This is a genomic window from Pseudomonas sp. Pseusp18 (assembly GCF_059506005.1).
In genome coordinates this window covers 297255-317912 of sequence record NZ_CP169240.1, presented here as the reverse complement: position 1 = coordinate 317912, position 20658 = coordinate 297255, and the positions used below count along the sequence as shown (strand labels likewise).

The following is a 20658-nucleotide window of genomic DNA, read 5'->3' as shown; positions in this document are numbered from 1 at the left end:
ACTATGAGTGCTCTTTCAAAGGGATGGTCCGCGGCCGCTCCAGCCAGGCACCTTCGCCATCGGGAACGATTTCGACCACATCGACTTGCGAAGCGCTGATGGCGACGATCCGCCCATCATTACGTCCCAGGTAATCGCCGACTTTCAGCCGATGCACACCGCCCGCCCCGCGCAGTAGCGCAAAGGAGCCGGAGGCATTGGAGATTGTGCCGACCATTTCAAATTGTTCGATGTTGAAGCCTTCGAGGTACTGCTTGACCCGATTGGGGTCGGGTTTGACGTTGCGCGAGCCGTGCTTCTGGCCAGCCAGATCGACTCTGACCTGCCGGGAGAACGGGCTGCGCAGGTTGGCAGCGCTGTAGGTGAATGTCGGATAAGACTGGAATGTCGGCGCTGGCTCAATCTTGCCGGGCGCTCGCAGGCGCACTTCGTTCAGGTAGGCGTCGATGTCGCTGAAACCATTGTCACCACCACAACCGGCCAGGATGACCAGGCACATCACCATCGACAGGCAACGAATCGGGTTCATTTCTGCAACCCCTTGTCGTTGTAGCGGTAGGTCTTGGCAAGGATGCTCATGCGCAGCTTCGGACCGCCTTCGGGATTGGCCGGCACCAGGTCGAAATCATGCAGGGTGACGATCCGGGGCAACCCCGCCACGCCGCTGACGAAAGTGGCCAGGTCGTGATAAGCGCCGGTGACGGTGATCTGGATAGGGAGTTCGATGTAGAACTGCTGGGTGACCTCCGGCAGCAGCTTGATCTCTTCGAATTCCAGGCCGCTGCCCAGGCCGGTGCGGGTGATGTCCTCCAGCAGGCCGGGCACTTCGGTGTCGCTGGGCAATTGCCGTAATAGCATGCCGAAGGAATTCTCCATTTCCTTCATCTGCTGGGTATACAGCTCAAGATTGGCCGCCATGTGGGCTTTGGTCGCGAACTGCTCCTTGAGCGTCGACTCCTCCTCACGCTTGAGTTCCAGGTGGCTTTGCAGGTCGCTGATCAGGAAGCTATAGCCCAGGGCCAGCACCAGCACCATCAGCAGAACACTCGCAAGGACCTTGATCGCCCTTGGCCAGGAACCCATGTTGTTGGTGTCCAGATCGCTGATGTCGATCTGGCGCAACCCTTCGAGCCATTCGGACGGCCTCATTTAGCCACCCCCACAATTGCCGGCTGAGTCTGACGGACGGTCAACTGAAAAACATTGGCCTGATCCAGCTGACCGGCGGTGTTCGCTTTGACTTCCGTGAGATTGGGCGCATCGAACCAGTCGGATGCATCCAGATTGCGCATCAAATCCGAAACACGATTGTTGGACTCCGCCGCGCCGGAGATGGACAAGGTCTTGCCGACCATTTTCACTTCGGTGAAATACACGCCGTCCGGCAAGGTGCGCGCCAACTGATCGAAGATCCTCCCGCTGATCGGCCGGTTGCCTTGCAGGTCCTGGATGATGCGCATGCGCTCGACGAGCTGCTGGCGACGAGCCTTCAGATCGCTGATCTGTTTGATCCGCTCGTCGACCACGGCAATCTGCTTGGCGATGTAATCGTTACGCGCGACTTGTCGATCAATGGCGCTGTTAATGACCTGGTCCGTGATCAGCAGTGCCCCCACCGACCCTGCCAGCACACCGACCAACGCCAGCAAAAAGCGTTTGCGCCGCGCTTCGCGCAACTCTTCACGCCAGGGTAAAAGATTGATCCGTGCCATCAGTCGAAACTCCTGAGGGCCAGCCCGCAGGCGATCATCAGTGCCGGCGCATCGCTCGCCAGGGCACTGGCGTTGACCCTGCTGCTCAGGGTCATGTCAGAGAATGGATTGGCGACCTGGGTCGGCGTCCCCAGACGCTGCTCGATCAACCGGTCCAGCCCTGGGACCGAGGCAGTGCCGCCGGCCAGGAGAATGTGATCGACCGAGCTGTACTGGCCGGAGGCAAAGAAAAACTGCAATGAGCGCGATACTTGTTGCACCAACGCATCCCGAAACGGCTGCAAGACCTCACTGACGTAATCGTCCGGCAAACCGCCCTGTTTCTTCGCCAACCCTGCCTGCTCGACCGTCAGGCCATAACGGCGCTGGATTTCTTCCGTCAGTTGTCGGCCGCCGAACAATTGTTCGCGGGTGTAGATGATCCGCCCATTGTTCAACACGCTCAGGGTGGTCATGGTGGCGCCGATATCGACCACCGCCACGGTCAGATGCTCCTGAGAAGCGGCCAGCTGGGTTGCCAGCAGGCCGAACGATCGCTCCAGGGCATAGGCTTCGACATCGACCACTCGCGCGGTCAGCCCGGCCAGGGCCAGGGCCGCTTCACGAACCTCGACGTTTTCCTTGCGACAGGCGGCCAGCAGCACATTGACCCGCTCGGGGTTGCGCACCGACGCGCCTTGCACTTCGAAGTCGATCGCCACTTCATCCAGCGGATACGGGATGTACTGATCGGCCTCGATCTTCAGCTGGTTTTCCATCTCGTCGTCGGAAAGACCGGCGTCCATCTCGATGGTCTTGGTGATCACCGCCGAGCCGGCGACCGCCACGGCGACGTTCCTCTGGCTGGTTTTGGCCTTGAGCAGCACGCGCGCAAGGGCCTGCCCCACGCCTTCGAGCTCGGCAATATTTTTTTCGACCACGGCACTGGCGGGCAGCGGCTCGACCGCATAGGCCTCGACCCGATAACGGTCGCCTTGGCGGCTTAACTCCAACAGCTTCACCGACGTAGAGCTGATGTCGATCCCCAGAAGCGCATTGGTTTTTTTATTGAAGAGTCCTAGCACTACCAATTCCCTATGACTATCCGTGAGTTACGGACTCTGTAATATCCATTGCGTTCAATACCCCCCGTCTTGACAGAAGCGCAAATGACGCTCCCTGCGGAAAAATGCTTATAATGCCGAGCGTTTTTCCGCTTTCACTGCAAGCGCGGGTCATTCTCTTTATAGCCTGAACCCTGATGCCTAATTCATTCTTTGCCCTGGATATCCAAAAGCCTTGATTCGTCTGCTGAAATTCTTCGGTTGGTCCATCGTCGCCGTTTTCTGCGGACTGCTCCTGGGTCTGAGCGGCGCCTTTCTTTACCTTAGCCCTGGATTGCCATCTGTGGAGGCGCTGAGAAGCATTCAGTTGCAGATTCCTTTGCGGGTGTACAGCAGCGACAACAAGTTGATCGCAGAATTTGGCGAAATGCGCCGTACGCCGATCCGTTTCGCCGACATTCCCCCAAATTTCATTAATGCGTTACTAAGTGCGGAAGACGACAATTTCGCCAACCACTATGGCGTCGATCCCAGCAGCCTGATGCGTGCAGCCACCCAGCTGGTAAAGAGCGGACACATTCAGTCCGGCGGCAGCACCATCACCATGCAGGTGGCGAAGAACTTCTTCCTGAGCAGCGAACGCAGCTTCTCGCGCAAAACCACCGAAATTCTCCTGGCCCTGCAGATCGAACGGCAGCTGACCAAGGACGAAATCCTCGAGCTGTACGTCAACAAGATCTATCTGGGCAACCGCGCCTATGGCATCGAGGCAGCGGCGCAGGTCTATTACGGCAAGTCGATTCGTGACGTCAGCCTGGCGCAGATGGCGATGATCGCCGGTCTGCCAAAAGCCCCGTCGCGCTTCAACCCGCTGGCCAACCCGGCCCGCAGCAAGGAGCGTCGCGACTGGATCCTGGGGCGCATGTACAAGCTCGGCAAGATCACCGAAGCCGACTACACCGCGGCGATCAACGAACCGCTGAACGCCAGCTATCACGTGCCGACCCCGGAAGTGAACGCACCGTACGTCGCCGAAATGGCCCGCGCCGAAATGGTCGGTCGCTATGGCAGCGATGCGTACACCGAAGGTTTCCGCGTCACCACCACGGTGCCGAGCGACTTGCAGGAAATGGCCAACAGCGCGGTTCACGAAGGCTTGATGACCTACGATCAACGGCACGGTTATCGCGGCCCCGAGTCACGCCTGCCGGGTAAAACCCGAGAGGCCTGGACCCTGGAACTGACCAAGCAGCGGACCATCAGCAGCCTGGAGCCGGCGATCGTGACCCAGGTCGACAAGAACGGCGTGCAGGTGCTGACCCGCACCGGCGAAGAGCATGTTGCCTGGGACACCATGAAGTGGGCCCGTCCGTTCCTGAACACCAACAGCATGGGCGCCAATCCGAAGCAGCCGTCGGACGTCGCGCAGGTCGGCGATCTGATTCGCGTACAACGTCAGCCGGACAATTCGCTCAAATTCAGCCAGATTCCGCAGGCCCAGGGCGCACTGGTGTCCCTCGATCCGCAGAACGGCGCCATTCGTTCCCTGGTCGGCGGTTTTGCCTTCGAGCAGAGCAACTACAACCGCGCCATGCAGGCCAAGCGTCAGCCGGGTTCGAGCTTCAAGCCGTTCGTCTATAGTGCCGCCCTGGATAACGGCTACACCGCCGCCAGCCTGGTGAACGACGCACCGATCGTGTTCGTCGACGAGTACCTGGACAAGGTCTGGCGCCCGAAGAACGACACCAACACCTTCCTCGGCCCGATCCGCATGCGTGAAGCGCTCTACAAGTCGCGCAATCTGGTATCGATCCGCCTGCTGCAAGCGCTGGGCGTCGACCGCACCATCGACTACATCAGCAAGTTCGGCTTCAACAAGCAGGACCTGCCACGCAACCTGTCCCTGGCACTGGGCACCGCGACCCTGACACCAATGGAAATCGCCACTGGCTGGAGCACCTTTGCCAACGGCGGCTACAAGATTTCCCCGTACATCATCGACAAGATCGAAAGCCGCAACGGCGACACACTGTTCGTTGCCAACCCGCCGAGCGTTCCGAAAGGCAACGTAGTCAGCGACGGCATCGCCGTGCCGGCCGCCAATACCTTCACCGTCAACGCCACCCCAGGCGAAGCGCCGGGCACCCAGCCAGTGTCACAAGCACCAGCGGTGGCCGAACGCATCATCGATGGCCGCACTACCTACATCCTCAACAGCATGCTTGAGGACGTAATCAAGCTCGGCACTGGCCGTCGCGCACTGGCCTTGGGCCGCAGTGACATTGCGGGCAAGACCGGCACCACCAACGAATCCAAGGACGCCTGGTTCTCCGGCTACAACGCCGATTACGTGACCACCGTCTGGACCGGCTTCGACCAACCGGAAAGCCTGGGCAAACGCGAGTTCGGCGGCACCGTCGCCCTGCCGATCTGGATGAACTACATGGGCGCCGCCCTCAAAGGCAAGCCGCCTCATACCCAGCCGGAACCTGAAGGCATCCTCAGCCTGCGGGTCGACCCGGTCAGCGGTCGTGCAGCCACTCCAAGCACGCCGGGCGCCTACTTTGAGCTGTTCAAGGCCGAAGATACGCCACCGTCGGTGAATGAGCTGGGTAACGGCAATGTGCCGGGCAGCCCGCTGCCAGCGGACGAAGCGGCGCCGATCGATTTGTTCTGATCGCCGCACACCAAAAAGCCCCGCCTTCGAAAGAAGTGCGGGGCTTTTTATTGCCTGCCTGCAAACCCCTCAGATACAAAAAAGCCCCGACTCAGAATGAGCCGGGGCCTTTGGCTGAAGCGCTACAACGGCTTAGCCGTTGAACACGTCATCCACGCTTTTCAGCGGGTAGTTCTTCGGATACGGCAGGGTCGCCACGCCGGTCTCGATCGCAGCCTTGGCCACGGCATCGGAGATCACGGTGATCAGACGGGCATCCATTGGTTTCGGGATGATGTACTCACGACCGAATTCCAGCTTGATGCCGCCGTAGGCGTCGCACACTTCCTGAGGCACTGGCAGCTTGGCCAGTTCACGCAGGGCGTTGGCGGCAGCCACTTTCATTTCTTCGTTGATGCGCTTGGCGCGAACGTCCAGGGCACCACGGAAGATGAACGGGAAGCCCAGTACGTTGTTGACCTGGTTCGGGTAGTCCGAACGGCCGGTGGCCATGATCACGTCGTTGCGAGTGGCGTGCGCCAGCTCCGGGGAGATTTCCGGATCCGGGTTCGAGCACGCGAACACGATCGGGTTGGCCGCCATGGACTTCAGGCCTTCAGCGCTCAGCAGGTTCGGGCCGGACAGACCAACGAACACGTCAGCGCCTTCCAGCGCGTCAGCCAGGGTGCGCTTGTCGGTCGCGTGAGCGAAGACAGCCTTGTACTGGTTCAGGTCGTCACGGCCGGAGTGGATCACACCGGTACGGTCAACCATGTAGATGTTTTCGATGTTGGCGCCCATGCTCACCAGCAATTTCATGCAGGAGATGGCGGCAGCACCGGCGCCCAGGCAGACGATCTTGGCTTCCGGCAGGGTTTTACCGGCGATTTCCAGGGCGTTGATCATGCCGGCAGCGGTCACGATCGCGGTACCGTGCTGGTCATCGTGGAATACCGGAATGTCGCACTGCTCGATCAGAGCGCGTTCGATTTCAAAGCACTCAGGTGCCTTGATGTCTTCCAGGTTGATGCCACCGAAGGTGATGGAGATACGCTTGACGGTGTCGATGAAGGCTTGCGGGCTTTCGGAGTCGACTTCGATGTCGAACACGTCGATGCCGGCGAAGCGCTTGAACAGAACACCTTTACCTTCCATCACCGGCTTGGAAGCCAATGGACCGAGGTTACCCAGGCCCAGAATCGCGGTGCCATCGGAAATGACTGCAACCAGGTTGCCTTTGCCGGTGTATTTGTAGGCCAGTTCAGGATCGCGGGCGATTTCGCGTACTGGTTCGGCTACGCCGGGGCTGTAGGCCAGCGACAGGTCGCGGGCGGTAGCAGTGGCCTTGGTGAGCTCGACACTCAGCTTCCCTGGACGAGGATTGGCGTGATATTCGAGAGCGGCAGTTTTCAAATCAGACATGTGGGCATTCCGCTTTTTACTGTTGGACAGACGGACCGCCGAGGATACTCGTGTCGCAAAGTCCCCACAAGACTGACCAGTCACCCCTGTCAAGCGCCCTGCCCTACGACTTTGGGCCAAGAGCCACGGAATACAAGGGATAGACTGTTCACAATCTACAGAATAAATGTCTACAATTTTTATTGCGGTGCGACCTGCAACATCGCCGGATCGGTCAGCGGCAAAAGCCAGCGCGCCTGTCCGGGCTTCAGTCCGCCACGGCGCGAACGATCCACGACCCAGCCACGAGCCTCGATTTGCTTGCCTATGAGCCTTTCAAGCGATGCGCCATCGAACTGGCCCAACATATTGGGTGCAACCCGCAATACAACTGAATCCTGCAACTCGATCCAAACCCCGCCACGATTGCGCTGAACCTTGCTCACACGGCCACTGAGCACGGCGAAGCCGGACGCGTTGATCTGCTCCGCTTTCAGCACAGGTGACTGTCGCCACAGCCCGAGGCCGGCCTGACGAGCACTGCGTTCCGCCGCCTGCTGGCAGCCGACCAAATCGACGTTCGGCGCTACCGCGACCTGAAAACCGAGACCTTCAGCAAGCATCTGCGCTTCGAGGTTGGCGCCATCGACGCTGTAGACATGGGCCAGGGTGCGACCGTAATGGTCCTTGCCTTCTTTACCCGACAGCAAACCGACCCGCCCGTCGCTGGCGGCCACCAGGGCTTCCAGGCGTTTGCGCGCGGCCACGGCGAACGGCTCGTCGGAACGACCCTGCTTGCCCAGCTCCGGCGTGTTCAAACCGATCATGCGCACACTGCGCCCATCGCTCAGACGCAAGGTGTCGCCATCCACCACCCGCTGCACCACAACCGGCGTCAGCCCGCTCGGTGCCGGGCAGAAGGCCTGGGCAGCGGAAAGCCAAATCGCAGGCATAAAAAAGGCGCCCGCGAGGGACGCCTTTTTTATCAGCATGGAAAAACCGTAACGGCTTCCCAAGTTGATCGGCCTTAGGCCTTTTTCGCGCCGAAAGCACCGAAACGGTCTGCGAAACGCTGAACGCGGCCGCCAGTGTCCAGAGTCTTTTGCTTACCGGTGTAGAACGGGTGGCATTCGTTGCAAACGTCGATCGCCAGGGCTTTGCCGTAGGTCGAACGGGTTTCGAACTTGTTGCCGCAGCTGCAGGTAACAGCAACTGCTGGGTATTCTGGATGGATATCAGCTTTCATGGTGTCTTCCTCAGGCTAGCGTGCCGCCACCCAACACTATTGTTGAATACCGCACGTAATTAGGCCGCGGATTCTACCAGACAATGCCGATCACGCAAGCTGTCACTGAAACCGACCGTCTGCTAGGCTCCCGGCCTTCGTCATCGCTCCCCTATCGAGAAAACAATCGCGTGCCCAACGCCATTCTGCGCCTCGCCCTGCCTTCGCCCCTGCGCCGCCTGTTCGACTATCGCGCGCCGGCCGGAGTCCTGCGCGCCCAGTTACACCCGGGCATGCGTTTGCGGGTGCCGTTCGGCCGGCGGGAGATGATCGGGATTCTGGTGGAGATCACCGACCACAGCGAGGTCCCGACGGAAAAGCTCAAACCGGCGCTGGCGCTGCTCGATGCCGTACCGCCGCTGCCGCCCGCGCTGTTCAAGCTGTGCCTGTGGACGTCCCAGTATTACCAGCACAGCCTCGGCGACACGTTGAGCTGGGCGCTGCCGGTGTTGCTGCGTCAGGGTGAACTGGCCGAAGCCCGTCAGGAGCGGTTCTGGTCCGCCGCGCCCGGCGCCAGCCTTGATGACCCGCGCATCGCCCGCGCCCCGCGGCAGCGCGAAGCGCTGGCGACCCTGGCGCAACATCCCCACGGCGTCGCTCATCAGTTGCTGAGCAAACTGATGCTGAGCAAGGACAGCCTCGACCTGTTGCTGGCCAAGGATCTGGTGCAGGTAGACATCCGCAGGCACGCGCCCGGCGCTCGCCACGAACACTGGCTGGCACAACCGGAATTGCCGCTCAACCCGGAGCAGCGCGCCGCTTATGAAGCGATTCGCGCCGGGTTCGACAGTTATCATGCGTTCCTGCTGGCCGGCGTCACCGGCAGCGGCAAGACCGAAGTGTATTTGCAGCTGATCCGCGAAACCCTTGAGGCCGGCAAGCAAGCCCTGGTGCTGATCCCGGAGATCAACCTCGGCCCGCAAACCCTGGCGCGCTTCGAGCAGCGCTTCAATGCGCGCATCGCGCTGATCCATTCCGCCGTCAACGACCGCGAGCGTCTGGACGCCTGGCTGGCCGCGCGGGATGGCGAAGCCGACATTATTATCGGCACCCGTTCGGCGCTGTTCACGCCAATGAAGAACCCCGGCCTGATCATCATCGATGAAGAGCACGACGGCTCCTATAAACAGCAAGAAGGCCTGCGCTACCACGCCCGCGACCTGGCACTGGTTCGCGCCCGGCAGGAAAACATCCCGATTGTCCTCGGCTCCGCTACGCCTTCGCTGGAAAGCCTGCAAAACGCCTACACCGGTCGTTACGGCCTGCTGCGCCTGAATGAGCGCGCCGGTGGTGCCAAGCAACCGCGCTTCCTGCGCCTGGACGTAAAAAGTCGCCCACTGGACAGCGGCATTTCCGGACCGATGCAGCAAGCCATCGGTCAAACCCTCGCCGCCGGCCAGCAGGTGCTGGTGTTCCTCAACCGCCGAGGGTTCGCCCCGACGCTGCTCTGCCACGATTGCGGCTGGATGTCCGAATGCCAGCGCTGCGACGCGCGAATGACCGTGCACCAGCGCTCGGGCGAATTGCGTTGCCACCATTGTGGCTACGTCGAACGCGTGCCTCGGCATTGCCCAAAGTGCGGCAAGGTCGATTTGCGGCCCGTGGGCGCCGGCACCGAGCGTGCCGAGGAACGCTTGGGGATTCTATTTCCGGACGTCCCGGTGCTGCGGGTCGACCGCGACAGTACTTCACGCAAAGACGCGATGAATCAGTTGTTCGCGACCATCCAGAAAGGCCAGCCGTGCATTCTGGTCGGCACACAGATGCTTGCCAAAGGGCACCACTTTCCTCGGGTGACACTGGTGTCGATTCTCGATGCCGACGGCGGGTTGTTCTCCGGTGACTTCCGCGCCAGCGAGCGCATGGCGCAGTTGATCGTCCAGGTCGCCGGACGCGCGGGCCGCGCCGAAGAGCCGGGCAAAGTGATCATCCAGACGCACCTGGCGGACCACCCGCTGCTGGTGCAACTGACCGAGCAGGGCTATTTCGCCTTTGCCGAACAGGCATTGAGCGAACGCCGCTCCGCCGGGTTGCCGCCATTTGCGCATCTCGCGCTGCTGCGGGCCGAAGCGCACAAACCGGGACAGGCCGAAGGGTTCCTCGATGAAGCGTGCAGCGAGGCCGAACGACTGCTGGCCGAACAGCATCTGACCGGCATCGAGTTGCTGGGGCCGGTTCCGGCACCGATGGAGCGCCGGGCCGGGCGCTATCGCGCGCAGTTGTTGCTGCAAGCCACGGCCCGGGCGCCGCTGCATCGATTGTTGAGCAGTTGGTTGCTGGCCTTGGAGCAGATGCCGAGCGGGAGGGCGGTGCGTTGGTCGCTGGATGTGGACCCGGTCGATTTGTATTAAAAGATCAAGATCAAAAGATCGCAGCCTTCGGCAGCTCCTGCCCTGCGATCTTTGCCGCTTTTGTCACCACATATCCATAACCTGCCCGCTATAGTTGGCAAGCCCGTCTTCGCAACGGATAATGCCCAGTTTTTCCACCAGCGCATCGAAGCGCCGCCGCGCCTGCGGTCGAAAGAGAAGACCATGAAAGACACCATTCGCCAGCTGATCCAACAAGCCATCACCCAACTCGTCAACGAAGGTGTGTTGCCTGAAGGCCTGTCGCCGGCGATCCAGGTGGAAAACTCCCGTGACAAGACTCACGGCGACTTCGCCAGCAACATCGCTATGATGCTGGCCAAACCGACCGGCATGAAGCCCCGTGACCTGGCCGAGAAAATCATCGCCGCGCTGCCGGCTGACGAGAACGTCTCCAAAGCCGAAATCGCCGGCCCTGGCTTCCTGAACTTTTTCCAGAACACCCAAGCCCTGGCGACCCGCCTGGACGCGGCCCTGGCCGACGACCACATCGGCGTACGCAAGGCCGGCCCGGTGCAGCGCACCGTGGTTGACCTGTCGGCACCGAACCTGGCCAAAGAGATGCACGTCGGCCACTTGCGCTCGACCATCATCGGCGACGGCGTGGCCCGGGTGCTGGAATTCCTCGGCGACACCGTGATTCGTCAGAACCACGTCGGCGACTGGGGCACCCAGTTCGGCATGCTAATGGCTTATCTGCAGGAAAACCCGATCACCAGCGACGAGCTGTCGGACCTGGAAAACTTCTACCGCGCCGCCAAGCAGCGCTTCGACGAGTCCGAAGAGTTCGCCGACCGCGCCCGTGGCCTGGTGGTCAAGCTGCAAGCTGGCGACCCGGACTGCCTGGCCCTGTGGACCAAGTTCAAGGACATCTCGCTGTCCCACTGCCAGAAAATCTACGAACTGCTGAACGTCAAACTGACCATGGCCGACGTGATGGGTGAAAGCGCCTACAACGACGACCTGATCAACGTGGTCAACGACCTCAAGGCCAAAGGCATGCTGGTCGAGAGCAACGGTGCTCAATGCGTGTTCCTCGACGAATTCAAGACCGCCGATGGCGATCCGCTGCCGGTGATCATCGTCAAGGCCGACGGCGGCTACCTCTACGCCACCACCGACCTGGCGGCCGTGCGCTACCGCAGCGGCGTGCTGAAAGCCGATCGCGCGCTGTACTTCGTCGACCAGCGCCAGGCCCTGCACTTCCAGCAAGTGTTCCAGGTCGCGCGCCTGGCCGGCTTCGTGACCCATCCGATGGATATGGAACACATGGGCTTCGGCACCATGAACGGCGCCGACGGCCGTCCGTTCAAGACCCGTGACGGCGGCACCGTGAAGCTGATCGACCTGCTGACCGAAGCCCAGGAACGCGCCTACACGCTGGTGAAGGAGAAGAACCCGGAGTTGGCCGAAGACGAGCTGCGCAACATCGCCAAGGTCGTGGGCATTGGCGCGGTGAAGTACGCCGACCTGTCCAAGCACCGCACCAGCGACTACAGCTTCAACTTCGACCTGATGCTGAACTTCGAAGGCAACACCGCACCGTACCTGCTGTACGCCTACACCCGAGTGGCCGGCGTATTCCGCAAGCTTGGCAAGGACTTCAGCGAAGTCGAAGGGCAAATCGTCCTCGAAGCGCCGCACGAACATGAGCTGGCGGCGAAACTGGCGCAGTTCGGCGAAATCCTGAATAACGTGTCCGACAAAGGCACGCCGCACATTCTCTGCACCTACCTGTACGATGTTGCTGGCCTGTTCTCCAGCTTCTACGAGAACTGCCCGATCCTCAGCGCCGACACCCCGGCGCAAATGCAGAGCCGTCTGCGCCTTGCCGCACTGACCGGCCGCACTCTCAAGCAAGGCCTGGAACTCTTGGGTCTGGAAACTCTGGAGCGTATGTAAGTTGGCTGCCAAGAAAAAACCTGCACCCAAGCGTGGCGCCAGCCGTTACCAAGCTCCTGCAAAGCAACCGATCCCGGGCTGGCTGTGGATGGCCATCGGCCTGACGGTCGGCGCGTTCATTGTGTTCCTGATGAAGCTGGAGCCGGGCAAGGGCAGTGACAGCGTCAAGCGCGAGAAGGTCGAGCAGCAACAGAAAGCCACCAAGATCGCCGAGGCCAACAAGACCCCGCCGAGCCCGACGCAACCGGTGAAGCCGAAGTACGACTTCTACACCTTGCTGCCGGAATCGGAAGTGATCGTGCCGCCGGATGCGGTGCCGGAGAAAACCCTGCCGACACCACAAGTGCCGGCCGTACCGACCACGCCAGTGACGCCTGCGGAAGCGGCGAAGATCGACACTGCCCGGGCTCAAGCGGCATTGGCCGGCATCACTCCGCCACCAGCGCCACCGGTGGCTAAAGCCGCGCCGGTGACCAAGTTCTTCCTGCAGGCCGGTTCGTTCCGCAAACAAGCCGATGCCGACAAGGTTCGGGCGCAGATCATCCTGCTGGGTCAGGCCGTGGCGGTTGAATCCGGCACGGTGAAGGACGAGACCTGGTACCGGGTACTGGTCGGCCCGTTCAGCAACCGCGAACAACTGACCACCGCCCAGAAGCAACTGGCGGGCAGCGGCTTCAGTAACCTGTTGTTACAACAACGCCAGAGCCGCTGATCCCACTTTACAGCCAGAAGCAATCTGCTTTTGTGGCGAGGGAGCTTGCTCCCGCTGGAGTGCGAAGCACTCCCAATCCGGCCATCGCGGTATGCCAGACAAACCGCGATGCCCGGATTTACGACTGCTTCGCAGCCGAACGGGACGGTGCGGCGATCCGACAAGCTCCCTCGCCACAGGGATTCACTTGCACCCGCCTTCGCAAATGACACACCGCTCGTCCCCCGCCGCGCCCTACAGTTGAAAAACGCTCCACCACCCCCATATGAGTTGGCATAAGGCATTTTCGCCCCGCTGCGTGGAGACTCCCCCTTGACCACCATCGTTTCAGTTCGCCGCCACGGCAAAGTCGTCATGGGCGGCGACGGCCAGGTTTCGCTCGGCAATACCGTGATGAAAGGCAACGCGAAGAAAGTTCGCCGCCTGTACCACGGTCAGGTTATCGCCGGTTTTGCCGGGGCTACCGCTGACGCCTTCACCCTCTTCGAACGTTTCGAAGGCCAACTCGAAAAACATCAGGGCCACCTGGTTCGCGCTGCTGTCGAGCTCGCCAAAGAATGGCGCACCGACCGCTCCCTCAGCCGCCTCGAAGCCATGCTCGCGGTCGCCAACAAGGATGCCTCCCTGATCATCACCGGCAACGGTGACGTGGTTGAGCCTGAAGAAGGCCTGATCGCCATGGGTTCCGGCGGCGGCTACGCCCAGGCTGCGGCCAGCGCACTGTTGAAAAAGACCGACCTGTCGGCCCGGGAAATCGTCGAAACCGCTTTGGGCATCGCTGGCGACATCTGCGTGTTCACCAACCACAACATCACCATCGAGGAGCAGGATCTCGCTGAGTAAGCCTGTGTTGGCCTAGCGCCACGGCTCACTTTTGCTTGAGGACCGCCAATTACTATGCCCATGACCCCCCGTGAAATCGTCCACGAACTCAATCGCCATATCATCGGCCAGGACGATGCCAAACGCGCCGTCGCCATTGCCTTGCGCAACCGCTGGCGCCGGATGCAGCTGCCAGAAGAGCTGCGCGTCGAAGTCACCCCCAAGAACATCCTGATGATCGGCCCGACCGGCGTCGGTAAAACCGAGATCGCCCGTCGCCTGGCCAAACTCGCCAACGCGCCGTTCATCAAAGTCGAAGCAACAAAATTCACCGAAGTGGGCTATGTCGGCCGTGACGTCGAATCGATCATTCGTGATCTGGCCGACGCGGCGATCAAGCTGCTGCGCGAACAGGAAATGACCAAGGTTCGCCACCGCGCCGAAGACGCTGCCGAAGAGCGCATCCTCGACGCGTTGCTGCCTCCGGCACGCATGGGCTTCAGCAACGAAGACGCCGCCCCGGCCCAGGACTCCAACACCCGCCAGCTGTTCCGCAAACGCCTGCGTGAAGGTCAGCTGGACGACAAGGAGATCGAAATCGAAGTCGCCGAAATCACCGGCGTCGATATCTCCGCGCCACCGGGCATGGAAGAAATGACCAACCAGTTGCAGAGCCTGTTCGCCAACATGGGCAAGGGCAAGCGCAAGAGCCGCAAGCTCAAGGTCAAGGAGGCGCTGAAACTGGTTCGCGACGAAGAAGCCGGTCGCCTGGTCAACGAAGAAGAGTTGAAGGCCAAGGCGCTGGAAGCTGTCGAACAGCACGGCATCGTGTTCATCGACGAAATCGACAAGGTCGCCAAGCGCGGCAATACCGGTGGCGTCGACGTATCCCGTGAAGGCGTACAGCGCGACTTGCTGCCGCTGATCGAAGGCTGCACCGTCAACACCAAACTGGGTATGGTCAAGACCGACCACATCCTGTTCATCGCCTCCGGTGCGTTCCACCTGAGCAAGCCGAGCGATCTGGTGCCAGAACTGCAAGGTCGCCTGCCGATTCGCGTCGAACTCAAGGCCCTGAGCCCGGAAGATTTCGAACGCATTCTTAGCGAACCGCATGCCTCGCTCACCGAGCAGTATTGCGCGCTACTGAAAACCGAAGGGCTGCTCATCGAGTTCCAGCCGGACGGCATCAAGCGTATTGCCGAGATTGCCTGGCAGGTCAACGAGAAGACCGAGAACATCGGCGCCCGTCGCCTGCACACCTTGCTGGAGCGTCTGCTTGAAGAGGTGTCGTTCAGCGCCGGCGATCTGGCCAGCACCCATGACGAAAAGGCGATCCTGATCGATGCCGATTACGTCAACAGCCACTTGGGCGAATTGGCGCAGAACGAAGACCTGTCCCGTTATATCCTGTAGGTCTCATTCTGTGTGAGCGGGCTTCTGTGGCGAGGGAGCTTGCTCCCGCTGGGTCGCGAAGCGGCCCCAAAGTCGGTGAATGCGGTTTATCTACAAGACCTCATTCGCCGGATTTACGACTGCTACGCAGCCGAGCGGGAGCAAGCTCCCTCGCCACAGGTCACCCGCCGACACAGGGCCTTCATACAAACGGAAGATCGGCCCCATGACGACCCAACTCCCCACCGACATCAAACTGCACAAAGCCTCGAAAACCCTGACGCTCAAATACGCGTCCGGCGAGGAGTATCACCTGCCCGCAGAATTCCTTCGCGTGCACTCTCCTTCCGCCGAGGTCCAGGGCCACGGCAAACCTATCCTGCAATTTGGCAAGATCGGCGTAGGCCTGAGCAAGGTCGAACCAGCCGGTCAGTACGCACTGAAATTGACCTTCGACGACGGCCACGACAGCGGCCTGTTCACTTGGGAATATCTGTACCAGCTGGCGGTGCGCCAAGAGGATCTGTGGAACGATTATCTTGCCGAACTCAAAGCGGCTGGAAAGACCCGTGATCCGAACGAGTCGGTCGTCAAGCTGATGCTCTAGGTCAGGCCTCTAGGTATTTAGAGGGCATTTTCTAATTCCATCTGTTTGAATGCTTGGCTGCCGGGTCAACGATTGGCCCGCTTGCGAAAAAAATTAAACTCGGGTAACCAATGGAGCTGGCAAGTTCCGTGCAGTGCTCTCTGAACTGAAAAGCAGCTATGCAATCAACGGTCACCCGAGCAGTAGTACCTGGCGCATTGTGTGACTACACAGCTGGGCTCAGGTACTCGCCTCAGGACAATGGAGCGTCGTAGATGAGTAACAAGCAAAACGATGACCTGAAATTCCAGGCTTCAGAAAATACCTTGGGACTGAATCCTGTTGTTGGGCTGCGTAGAAAGGATCTACTGGGTTCCGCTCGAATGGTGCTGACCCAGGCCATCAGACAACCCATCCACAGTGCCAGGCACGTCGCCCATTTCGGCATCGAACTCAAGAACGTGCTGTTCGGAAAATCCGAGCTTCAACCGCAAAGCGACGACCGCCGTTTCCTCGACCCGGCCTGGAGTCAAAACCCTCTCTACAAACGTTATTTGCAAACTTATCTGGCGTGGCGCAAGGAGCTCCACACCTGGATCGATAAGAGCAATCTCTCGCCCAAGGACGTCGCTCGCGGGCATTTCGTGATCAACCTCATGACCGAAGCCATGGCCCCGACCAACACGGCGGCCAACCCGGCGGCGGTCAAACGCTTCTTCGAAACCGGCGGCAAAAGCCTGCTCGACGGCCTCTCCCATCTGGCCAAGGATCTGATCCACAATGGCGGCATGCCGAGCCAGGTCAACATGGGCGCGTTCGAAGTCGGCAAGAGCCTGGGCGTGACCGAAGGCGCAGTGGTCTTTCGCAACGACGTGCTGGAATTGATCCAGTACAAGCCGATCACCGAGCAGGTGCATGAACGCCCACTGCTGGTGGTGCCGCCGCAAATCAACAAGTTCTATGTTTTCGACCTGAGCCCGGACAAGAGCCTGGCGCGCTTCTGCCTGCGCAACAACGTGCAGACGTTCATCGTCAGCTGGCGCAACCCGACCAAGGAACAACGCGAGTGGGGTCTGTCGACCTACATCGAAGCGCTCAAGGAAGCGGTCGATGTAGTCACCGCGATCACCGGCAGCAAAGACGTGAACATGCTCGGTGCCTGCTCCGGCGGCATTACCTGCACCGCCCTGCTGGGTCATTACGCAGCGATCGGCGAAAAGAAAGTAAACGCCCTGACACTGCTGGTCAGCGTGCTCGACACCACCCTCGACAGCGACGTGGCCCTGTTCGTCGACGAGCAGACCCTCGAAGCCGCCAAGCGCCATTCCTACCAGGCCGGTGTGCTGGAAGGCCGCGACATGGCGAAAGTCTTCGCCTGGATGCGCCCCAACGACTTGATCTGGAACTACTGGGTCAACAACTACCTGTTGGGCAACGAGCCACCGGTGTTCGACATTCTGTTCTGGAACAACGACACCACTCGCCTGCCGGCCGCTTTCCACGGCGACCTGATCGAGATGTTCAAAAACAATCCACTGGTCCGCCCTGACGCACTGGAAGTGTGCGGCACGCCGATTGACCTGAAACAGGTCACTGCCGACATCTTTTCCCTGGCCGGCACCAACGATCACATCACCCCGTGGAAGTCCTGCTACAAGTCGGCACAGCTGTTCGGCGGCAAGGTCGAATTCGTGCTGTCCAGCAGCGGACATATCCAGAGCATTCTGAACCCGCCCGGCAATCCGAAAGCACGCTACATGACCAGCACCGACATGCCGGTCAAAGCCGAAGACTGGATGGAAAACTCCACCAAGCACACCGACTCCTGGTGGCTGCATTGGCAGGCGTGGCAGGCCGAACGCTCAGGCAAACTGAAAAAGTCCCCCGCCAACCTTGGCAACAAGGCCTATCCCGCGGGTGAAGCGTCGCCAGGCACGTATGTGCACGAACGTTGAGCTTCAAACAACTCGCAGTCCGCGGCACTGGGAGGTGCCGCGATTGTCATTAATCAGCCTCGAGGCCAGCCTCGAACATTCTGCGACGGCCCGGGATGGCCCGAGCAGCGTTTAAAACCTACAGGGCTTCGTGCATGCCGCAACCGTTCGTATTTCGTACCGTCAACCTGGATGGGCAGACCCTCCGCACCGCGGTACGCCCCGGCAAGCCTCACTTGACGCCCTTGCTGGTTTTCAATGGCATCGGTGCCAACCTGGAGCTGATATTTCCGTTCGTCCAGGCGCTGGATCCGGACCTGGAAGTCATCGCCTTCGACGTCCCCGGTGTCGGCGGCTCATCGACGCCCAGCCGGCCGTATCGCTTTTCGGGCCTGGCGAAACTGACGGCGCGAATGCTCGATTATCTCGATTACGGGCAGGTCAATGTGATCGGCGTGTCATGGGGTGGCGCCCTGGCGCAGCAATTTGCCTATGACTATCCCGAGCGCTGCAAGAAGCTGGTGCTGGCAGCCACGGCGGCCGGCACAGTGATGGTGCCGGGCAAACCGAAAGTGCTGTGGATGATGGCCAGCCCACGACGCTACATCCAGCCGTCCCATGTGATTCGCATCGCGCCGATGATCTATGGCGGCTCGTTCCGTCGCGATCCGACCCTGGCGGCCAGTCACGCCGCGCGGGTTCGCTCGGCAGGCAAACTGGGCTACTACTGGCAGCTGTTCGCCGGGTTCGGCTGGACCAGCATTCACTGGCTGCACAAGATCCATCAACCGACCCTGGTGCTGGCCGGCGACGATGACCCTCTGATCCCGCTGATCAATATGCGCATGCTGGCCTGGCGAATTCCCAATGCCCAATTGCACATCATCGACGACGGGCATCTGTTCTTGATTACCCGGGCCGAAGCGGTGGCACCGATCATCATGAAGTTTCTCGAAGAGGAACGTCAGCGCGCAGTGATGCATCCGCATCCGGCGCCATCGGGCAGTTGACCTGCCCCGGATTTGGTTCAGGAAAAGAGCGTCGACAGGACGTCGTACCGCGCAACAATCCGCAACAACGTCTATGGTGATTTGTTCGGTGAGTTTGTTTTTGGCCTGATGACGAAGGAGTGTTGACTCATGCGCGACAAACCAGCGAAGGGCTCTTTGCCCACTCCCGCTGCATTCATCAACGCACAGAGTGCGGTTACCGGTCTGCGCGGCCGGGACTTGCTTTCAACCTTGCGCAGCCTGGCCACCCATGGCCTGCGCAACCCGGTGTACACGGCCCGGCATGCCTTGAAGCTGGGCGGCCAGCTTGGCCGCGTGCTGTTGGGTGAGACCCTGCACCCGATCAATCCGCAAGACAATCGCTTTGCCGACCCGGCGTGGAGCCTCAACCCTTTTTATCGCCGCAGTTTGCAGGCCTACCTGAGTTGGCAGAAGGAGGTCAAAAACTGGATCGACGAGAGCAACCTGAGCCAGGACGATCGCGCCCGCGCCCACTTTGCGTTTGCCTTGATCAACGACGCCGTGGCGCCGTCCAACACCCTGCTCAATCCGCTGGCGGTCAAGGAGATCTTCAACTCTGGCGGTCACAGCCTGGTGCGGGGTATCGGCCATTTGCTTGACGATCTGCTGCACAACGACGGCTTGCCCAGACAGGTCACCAAACAAGCATTCGAGGTAGGCAAGACAGTCGCCACCACCACCGGCTCCGTTGTGTTTCGCAATGAGCTGCTGGAACTGATCCAGTACAAGCCGATGAGCGAAAAACAGTATTCCAAGCCGTTGCTGATCGTGCCGCCACAGATCAACAAGTTCTACATTTTCGACTTGAGCCCCAGTAACAGCTTCGTCCAGTTCGCCCTTAAAAACGGCTTGCAGACCTTCGTGATCAGCTGGCGCAATCCTGATGTGCGTCACCGCGAATGGGGGCTGTCGTCTTACGTCGAAGCCACCGAAGAAGCGATGAATGTGTGCCGGGCGATTACCGGTTCCCGCGATGTCAACCTGATGGGTGCCTGCGCCGGCGGGCTGACCATCGCCGCGCTGCAAGGGCACTTGCAGGCCAAGCGGCAGCTGCGGCGGGTGTCCAGCGCGACCTATCTGGTGAGCCTGCTCGACAGTCAGATAGAAAGCCCGGCCACCCTCTTCGTCGACGAACAAACGCTGGAAGCGGCCAAGCGCCGCTCATATCAGAAGGGCGTTCTGGAAGGTCGCGACATGGCCAGGGTTTTTGCCTGGATGCGCCCCAACGATTTGATCTGGAATTACTTCGTCAATAACTACCTGCTGGGCAAGGAGCCACCGGCGTTCGACATCCTCTACTGGAACAATGACAACACGCGCCTGCCGGCAGCGTTTCATGGCGACCTGCTGGACTTCTTCAAGCACAACCCGCTGAGTCATCCGGGCGGGCTGGAAGTGTGCGGCACTCCGATCGACCTGCAGAAAGTCACCGTCGACAGTTTCAGCGTGGCCGGCATGAACGATCACATCACCCCGTGGGATGCGGTGTATCGCTCGACCTTGCTGCTGGGTGGCGAGCGGCGCTTCGTGCTGTCGAGCAGCGGTCATGTGCAGAGCATTCTCAACCCGCCGCACAACTCGAAAGCCAACTACGTCGAGAACCCGAAACTGAGCAGCGACCCACGGGCCTGGTATTACGACGCCAAACGCGTCGACGGCAGTTGGTGGACACAATGGCTGAGCTGGATTCAGGAACGCTCCGGCACTCAACACGAAACCCTGATGACCCTTGGCAACCAGAACTATCCACCGATGGAGGCGGCACCCGGTACTTACGTGCGCGTGCGCTGACGTTCAATGATCCACGGCC

The 20658-nt window shown here is 60.5% G+C and carries 17 protein-coding genes; 10 read left to right on the top strand and 7 right to left on the bottom strand.

What is annotated here, in order from left to right; all coding sequences use genetic code 11:
• Position 1: 1 nt before the first annotated feature.
• Genes ACEN9A_RS01375 through ACEN9A_RS01360 form a run of 4 tightly spaced genes read right to left on the bottom strand, consistent with a single transcriptional unit; the run spans position 2 to position 2776 of the window.
• The gene (locus ACEN9A_RS01375) at positions 2–529 is read right to left on the bottom strand and encodes a pilus assembly protein PilP (RefSeq protein WP_258672094.1); all 528 of its coding nucleotides are present in this window, start codon (positions 527–529) and stop codon (positions 2–4) included.
• A complete protein-coding gene (pilO, locus tag ACEN9A_RS01370; protein ID WP_019581857.1) occupies positions 526–1149 on the bottom strand; it encodes a type 4a pilus biogenesis protein PilO in 624 nt (207 codons plus the stop codon). The genes ACEN9A_RS01375 and pilO overlap by 4 nt, the downstream gene beginning before the upstream one ends.
• A complete protein-coding gene (locus tag ACEN9A_RS01365; protein WP_019650784.1) occupies positions 1146–1712 on the bottom strand; it encodes a PilN domain-containing protein in 567 nt (188 codons plus the stop codon). The genes pilO and ACEN9A_RS01365 overlap by 4 nt, the downstream gene beginning before the upstream one ends.
• Positions 1712–2776: a pilus assembly protein PilM gene (locus ACEN9A_RS01360; RefSeq protein ID WP_019581855.1), complete on the bottom strand. Its 1065-nt coding sequence runs from the start codon at positions 2774–2776 to the stop codon at positions 1712–1714. The genes ACEN9A_RS01365 and ACEN9A_RS01360 overlap by 1 nt, the downstream gene beginning before the upstream one ends.
• A gap of 217 nt (positions 2777–2993) precedes the next feature.
• Between ACEN9A_RS01360 and ACEN9A_RS01355 the strand changes: the two genes are divergently transcribed.
• The gene (locus tag ACEN9A_RS01355; protein ID WP_408981114.1) at positions 2994–5432 is read left to right on the top strand and encodes a penicillin-binding protein 1A; all 2439 of its coding nucleotides are present in this window, start codon (positions 2994–2996) and stop codon (positions 5430–5432) included.
• 132 nt (positions 5433–5564) lie between these two features.
• Here ACEN9A_RS01355 and ACEN9A_RS01350 read toward each other — a convergent pair whose 3' ends face one another.
• The 3 genes from ACEN9A_RS01350 to rpmE all read right to left on the bottom strand — a co-directional run bounded on the left by ACEN9A_RS01350 (position 5565) and on the right by rpmE (position 8058).
• A complete protein-coding gene (locus ACEN9A_RS01350; protein ID WP_204123936.1) occupies positions 5565–6833 on the bottom strand; it encodes a malic enzyme-like NAD(P)-binding protein in 1269 nt (422 codons plus the stop codon).
• A gap of 179 nt (positions 6834–7012) precedes the next feature.
• On the bottom strand, positions 7013–7804 hold the full coding sequence (locus tag ACEN9A_RS01345; protein ID WP_258672091.1) for a thermonuclease family protein: 792 nt from the start codon (positions 7802–7804) through the stop codon (positions 7013–7015).
• A gap of 35 nt (positions 7805–7839) precedes the next feature.
• Complete coding sequence (gene rpmE, locus ACEN9A_RS01340; protein ID WP_018929146.1) at positions 7840–8058, bottom strand: 50S ribosomal protein L31; 219 nt, start codon at positions 8056–8058, stop codon at positions 7840–7842.
• A 170-nt stretch (positions 8059–8228) separates the two neighbouring features.
• Between rpmE and ACEN9A_RS01335 the strand changes: the two genes are divergently transcribed.
• The 9 genes from ACEN9A_RS01335 to phaC (ACEN9A_RS01295) all read left to right on the top strand — a co-directional run bounded on the left by ACEN9A_RS01335 (position 8229) and on the right by phaC (ACEN9A_RS01295) (position 20639).
• Complete coding sequence (locus ACEN9A_RS01335) at positions 8229–10448, top strand: primosomal protein N' (RefSeq protein WP_007936815.1); 2220 nt, start codon at positions 8229–8231, stop codon at positions 10446–10448.
• A gap of 183 nt (positions 10449–10631) precedes the next feature.
• On the top strand, positions 10632–12368 hold the full coding sequence (gene argS / locus ACEN9A_RS01330; protein WP_258672088.1) for an arginine--tRNA ligase: 1737 nt from the start codon (positions 10632–10634) through the stop codon (positions 12366–12368).
• A gap of 1 nt (position 12369) precedes the next feature.
• Positions 12370–13080, top strand: a complete 711-nt coding sequence (locus tag ACEN9A_RS01325; RefSeq protein ID WP_007936813.1) for an SPOR domain-containing protein — start codon at positions 12370–12372, stop codon at positions 13078–13080.
• 312 nt (positions 13081–13392) lie between these two features.
• Positions 13393–13923 carry an ATP-dependent protease subunit HslV gene (gene hslV, locus ACEN9A_RS01320; protein WP_007936812.1) on the top strand — a complete coding sequence of 177 codons (531 nt, stop codon included), beginning with the start codon at positions 13393–13395 and terminating at the stop codon, positions 13921–13923.
• Positions 13924–13977: 54 nt separating this feature from the next.
• Positions 13978–15318 (top strand): ATP-dependent protease ATPase subunit HslU, encoded by a 1341-nt coding sequence (hslU, locus tag ACEN9A_RS01315; protein WP_019581849.1) that lies wholly within the window; start codon positions 13978–13980, stop codon positions 15316–15318.
• A 205-nt stretch (positions 15319–15523) separates the two neighbouring features.
• Positions 15524–15904, top strand: a complete 381-nt coding sequence (locus tag ACEN9A_RS01310) for a gamma-butyrobetaine hydroxylase family protein (protein ID WP_018929151.1) — start codon at positions 15524–15526, stop codon at positions 15902–15904.
• 254 nt (positions 15905–16158) lie between these two features.
• Positions 16159–17838: a class II poly(R)-hydroxyalkanoic acid synthase gene (gene phaC, locus ACEN9A_RS01305; protein WP_258672087.1), complete on the top strand. Its 1680-nt coding sequence runs from the start codon at positions 16159–16161 to the stop codon at positions 17836–17838.
• A 134-nt stretch (positions 17839–17972) separates the two neighbouring features.
• Complete coding sequence (gene phaZ, locus ACEN9A_RS01300) at positions 17973–18827, top strand: poly(3-hydroxyalkanoate) depolymerase (protein ID WP_018929153.1); 855 nt, start codon at positions 17973–17975, stop codon at positions 18825–18827.
• 129 nt (positions 18828–18956) lie between these two features.
• Positions 18957–20639, top strand: a complete 1683-nt coding sequence (phaC, locus tag ACEN9A_RS01295; RefSeq protein WP_258672086.1) for a class II poly(R)-hydroxyalkanoic acid synthase — start codon at positions 18957–18959, stop codon at positions 20637–20639.
• Positions 20640–20658 lie beyond the last annotated feature (19 nt).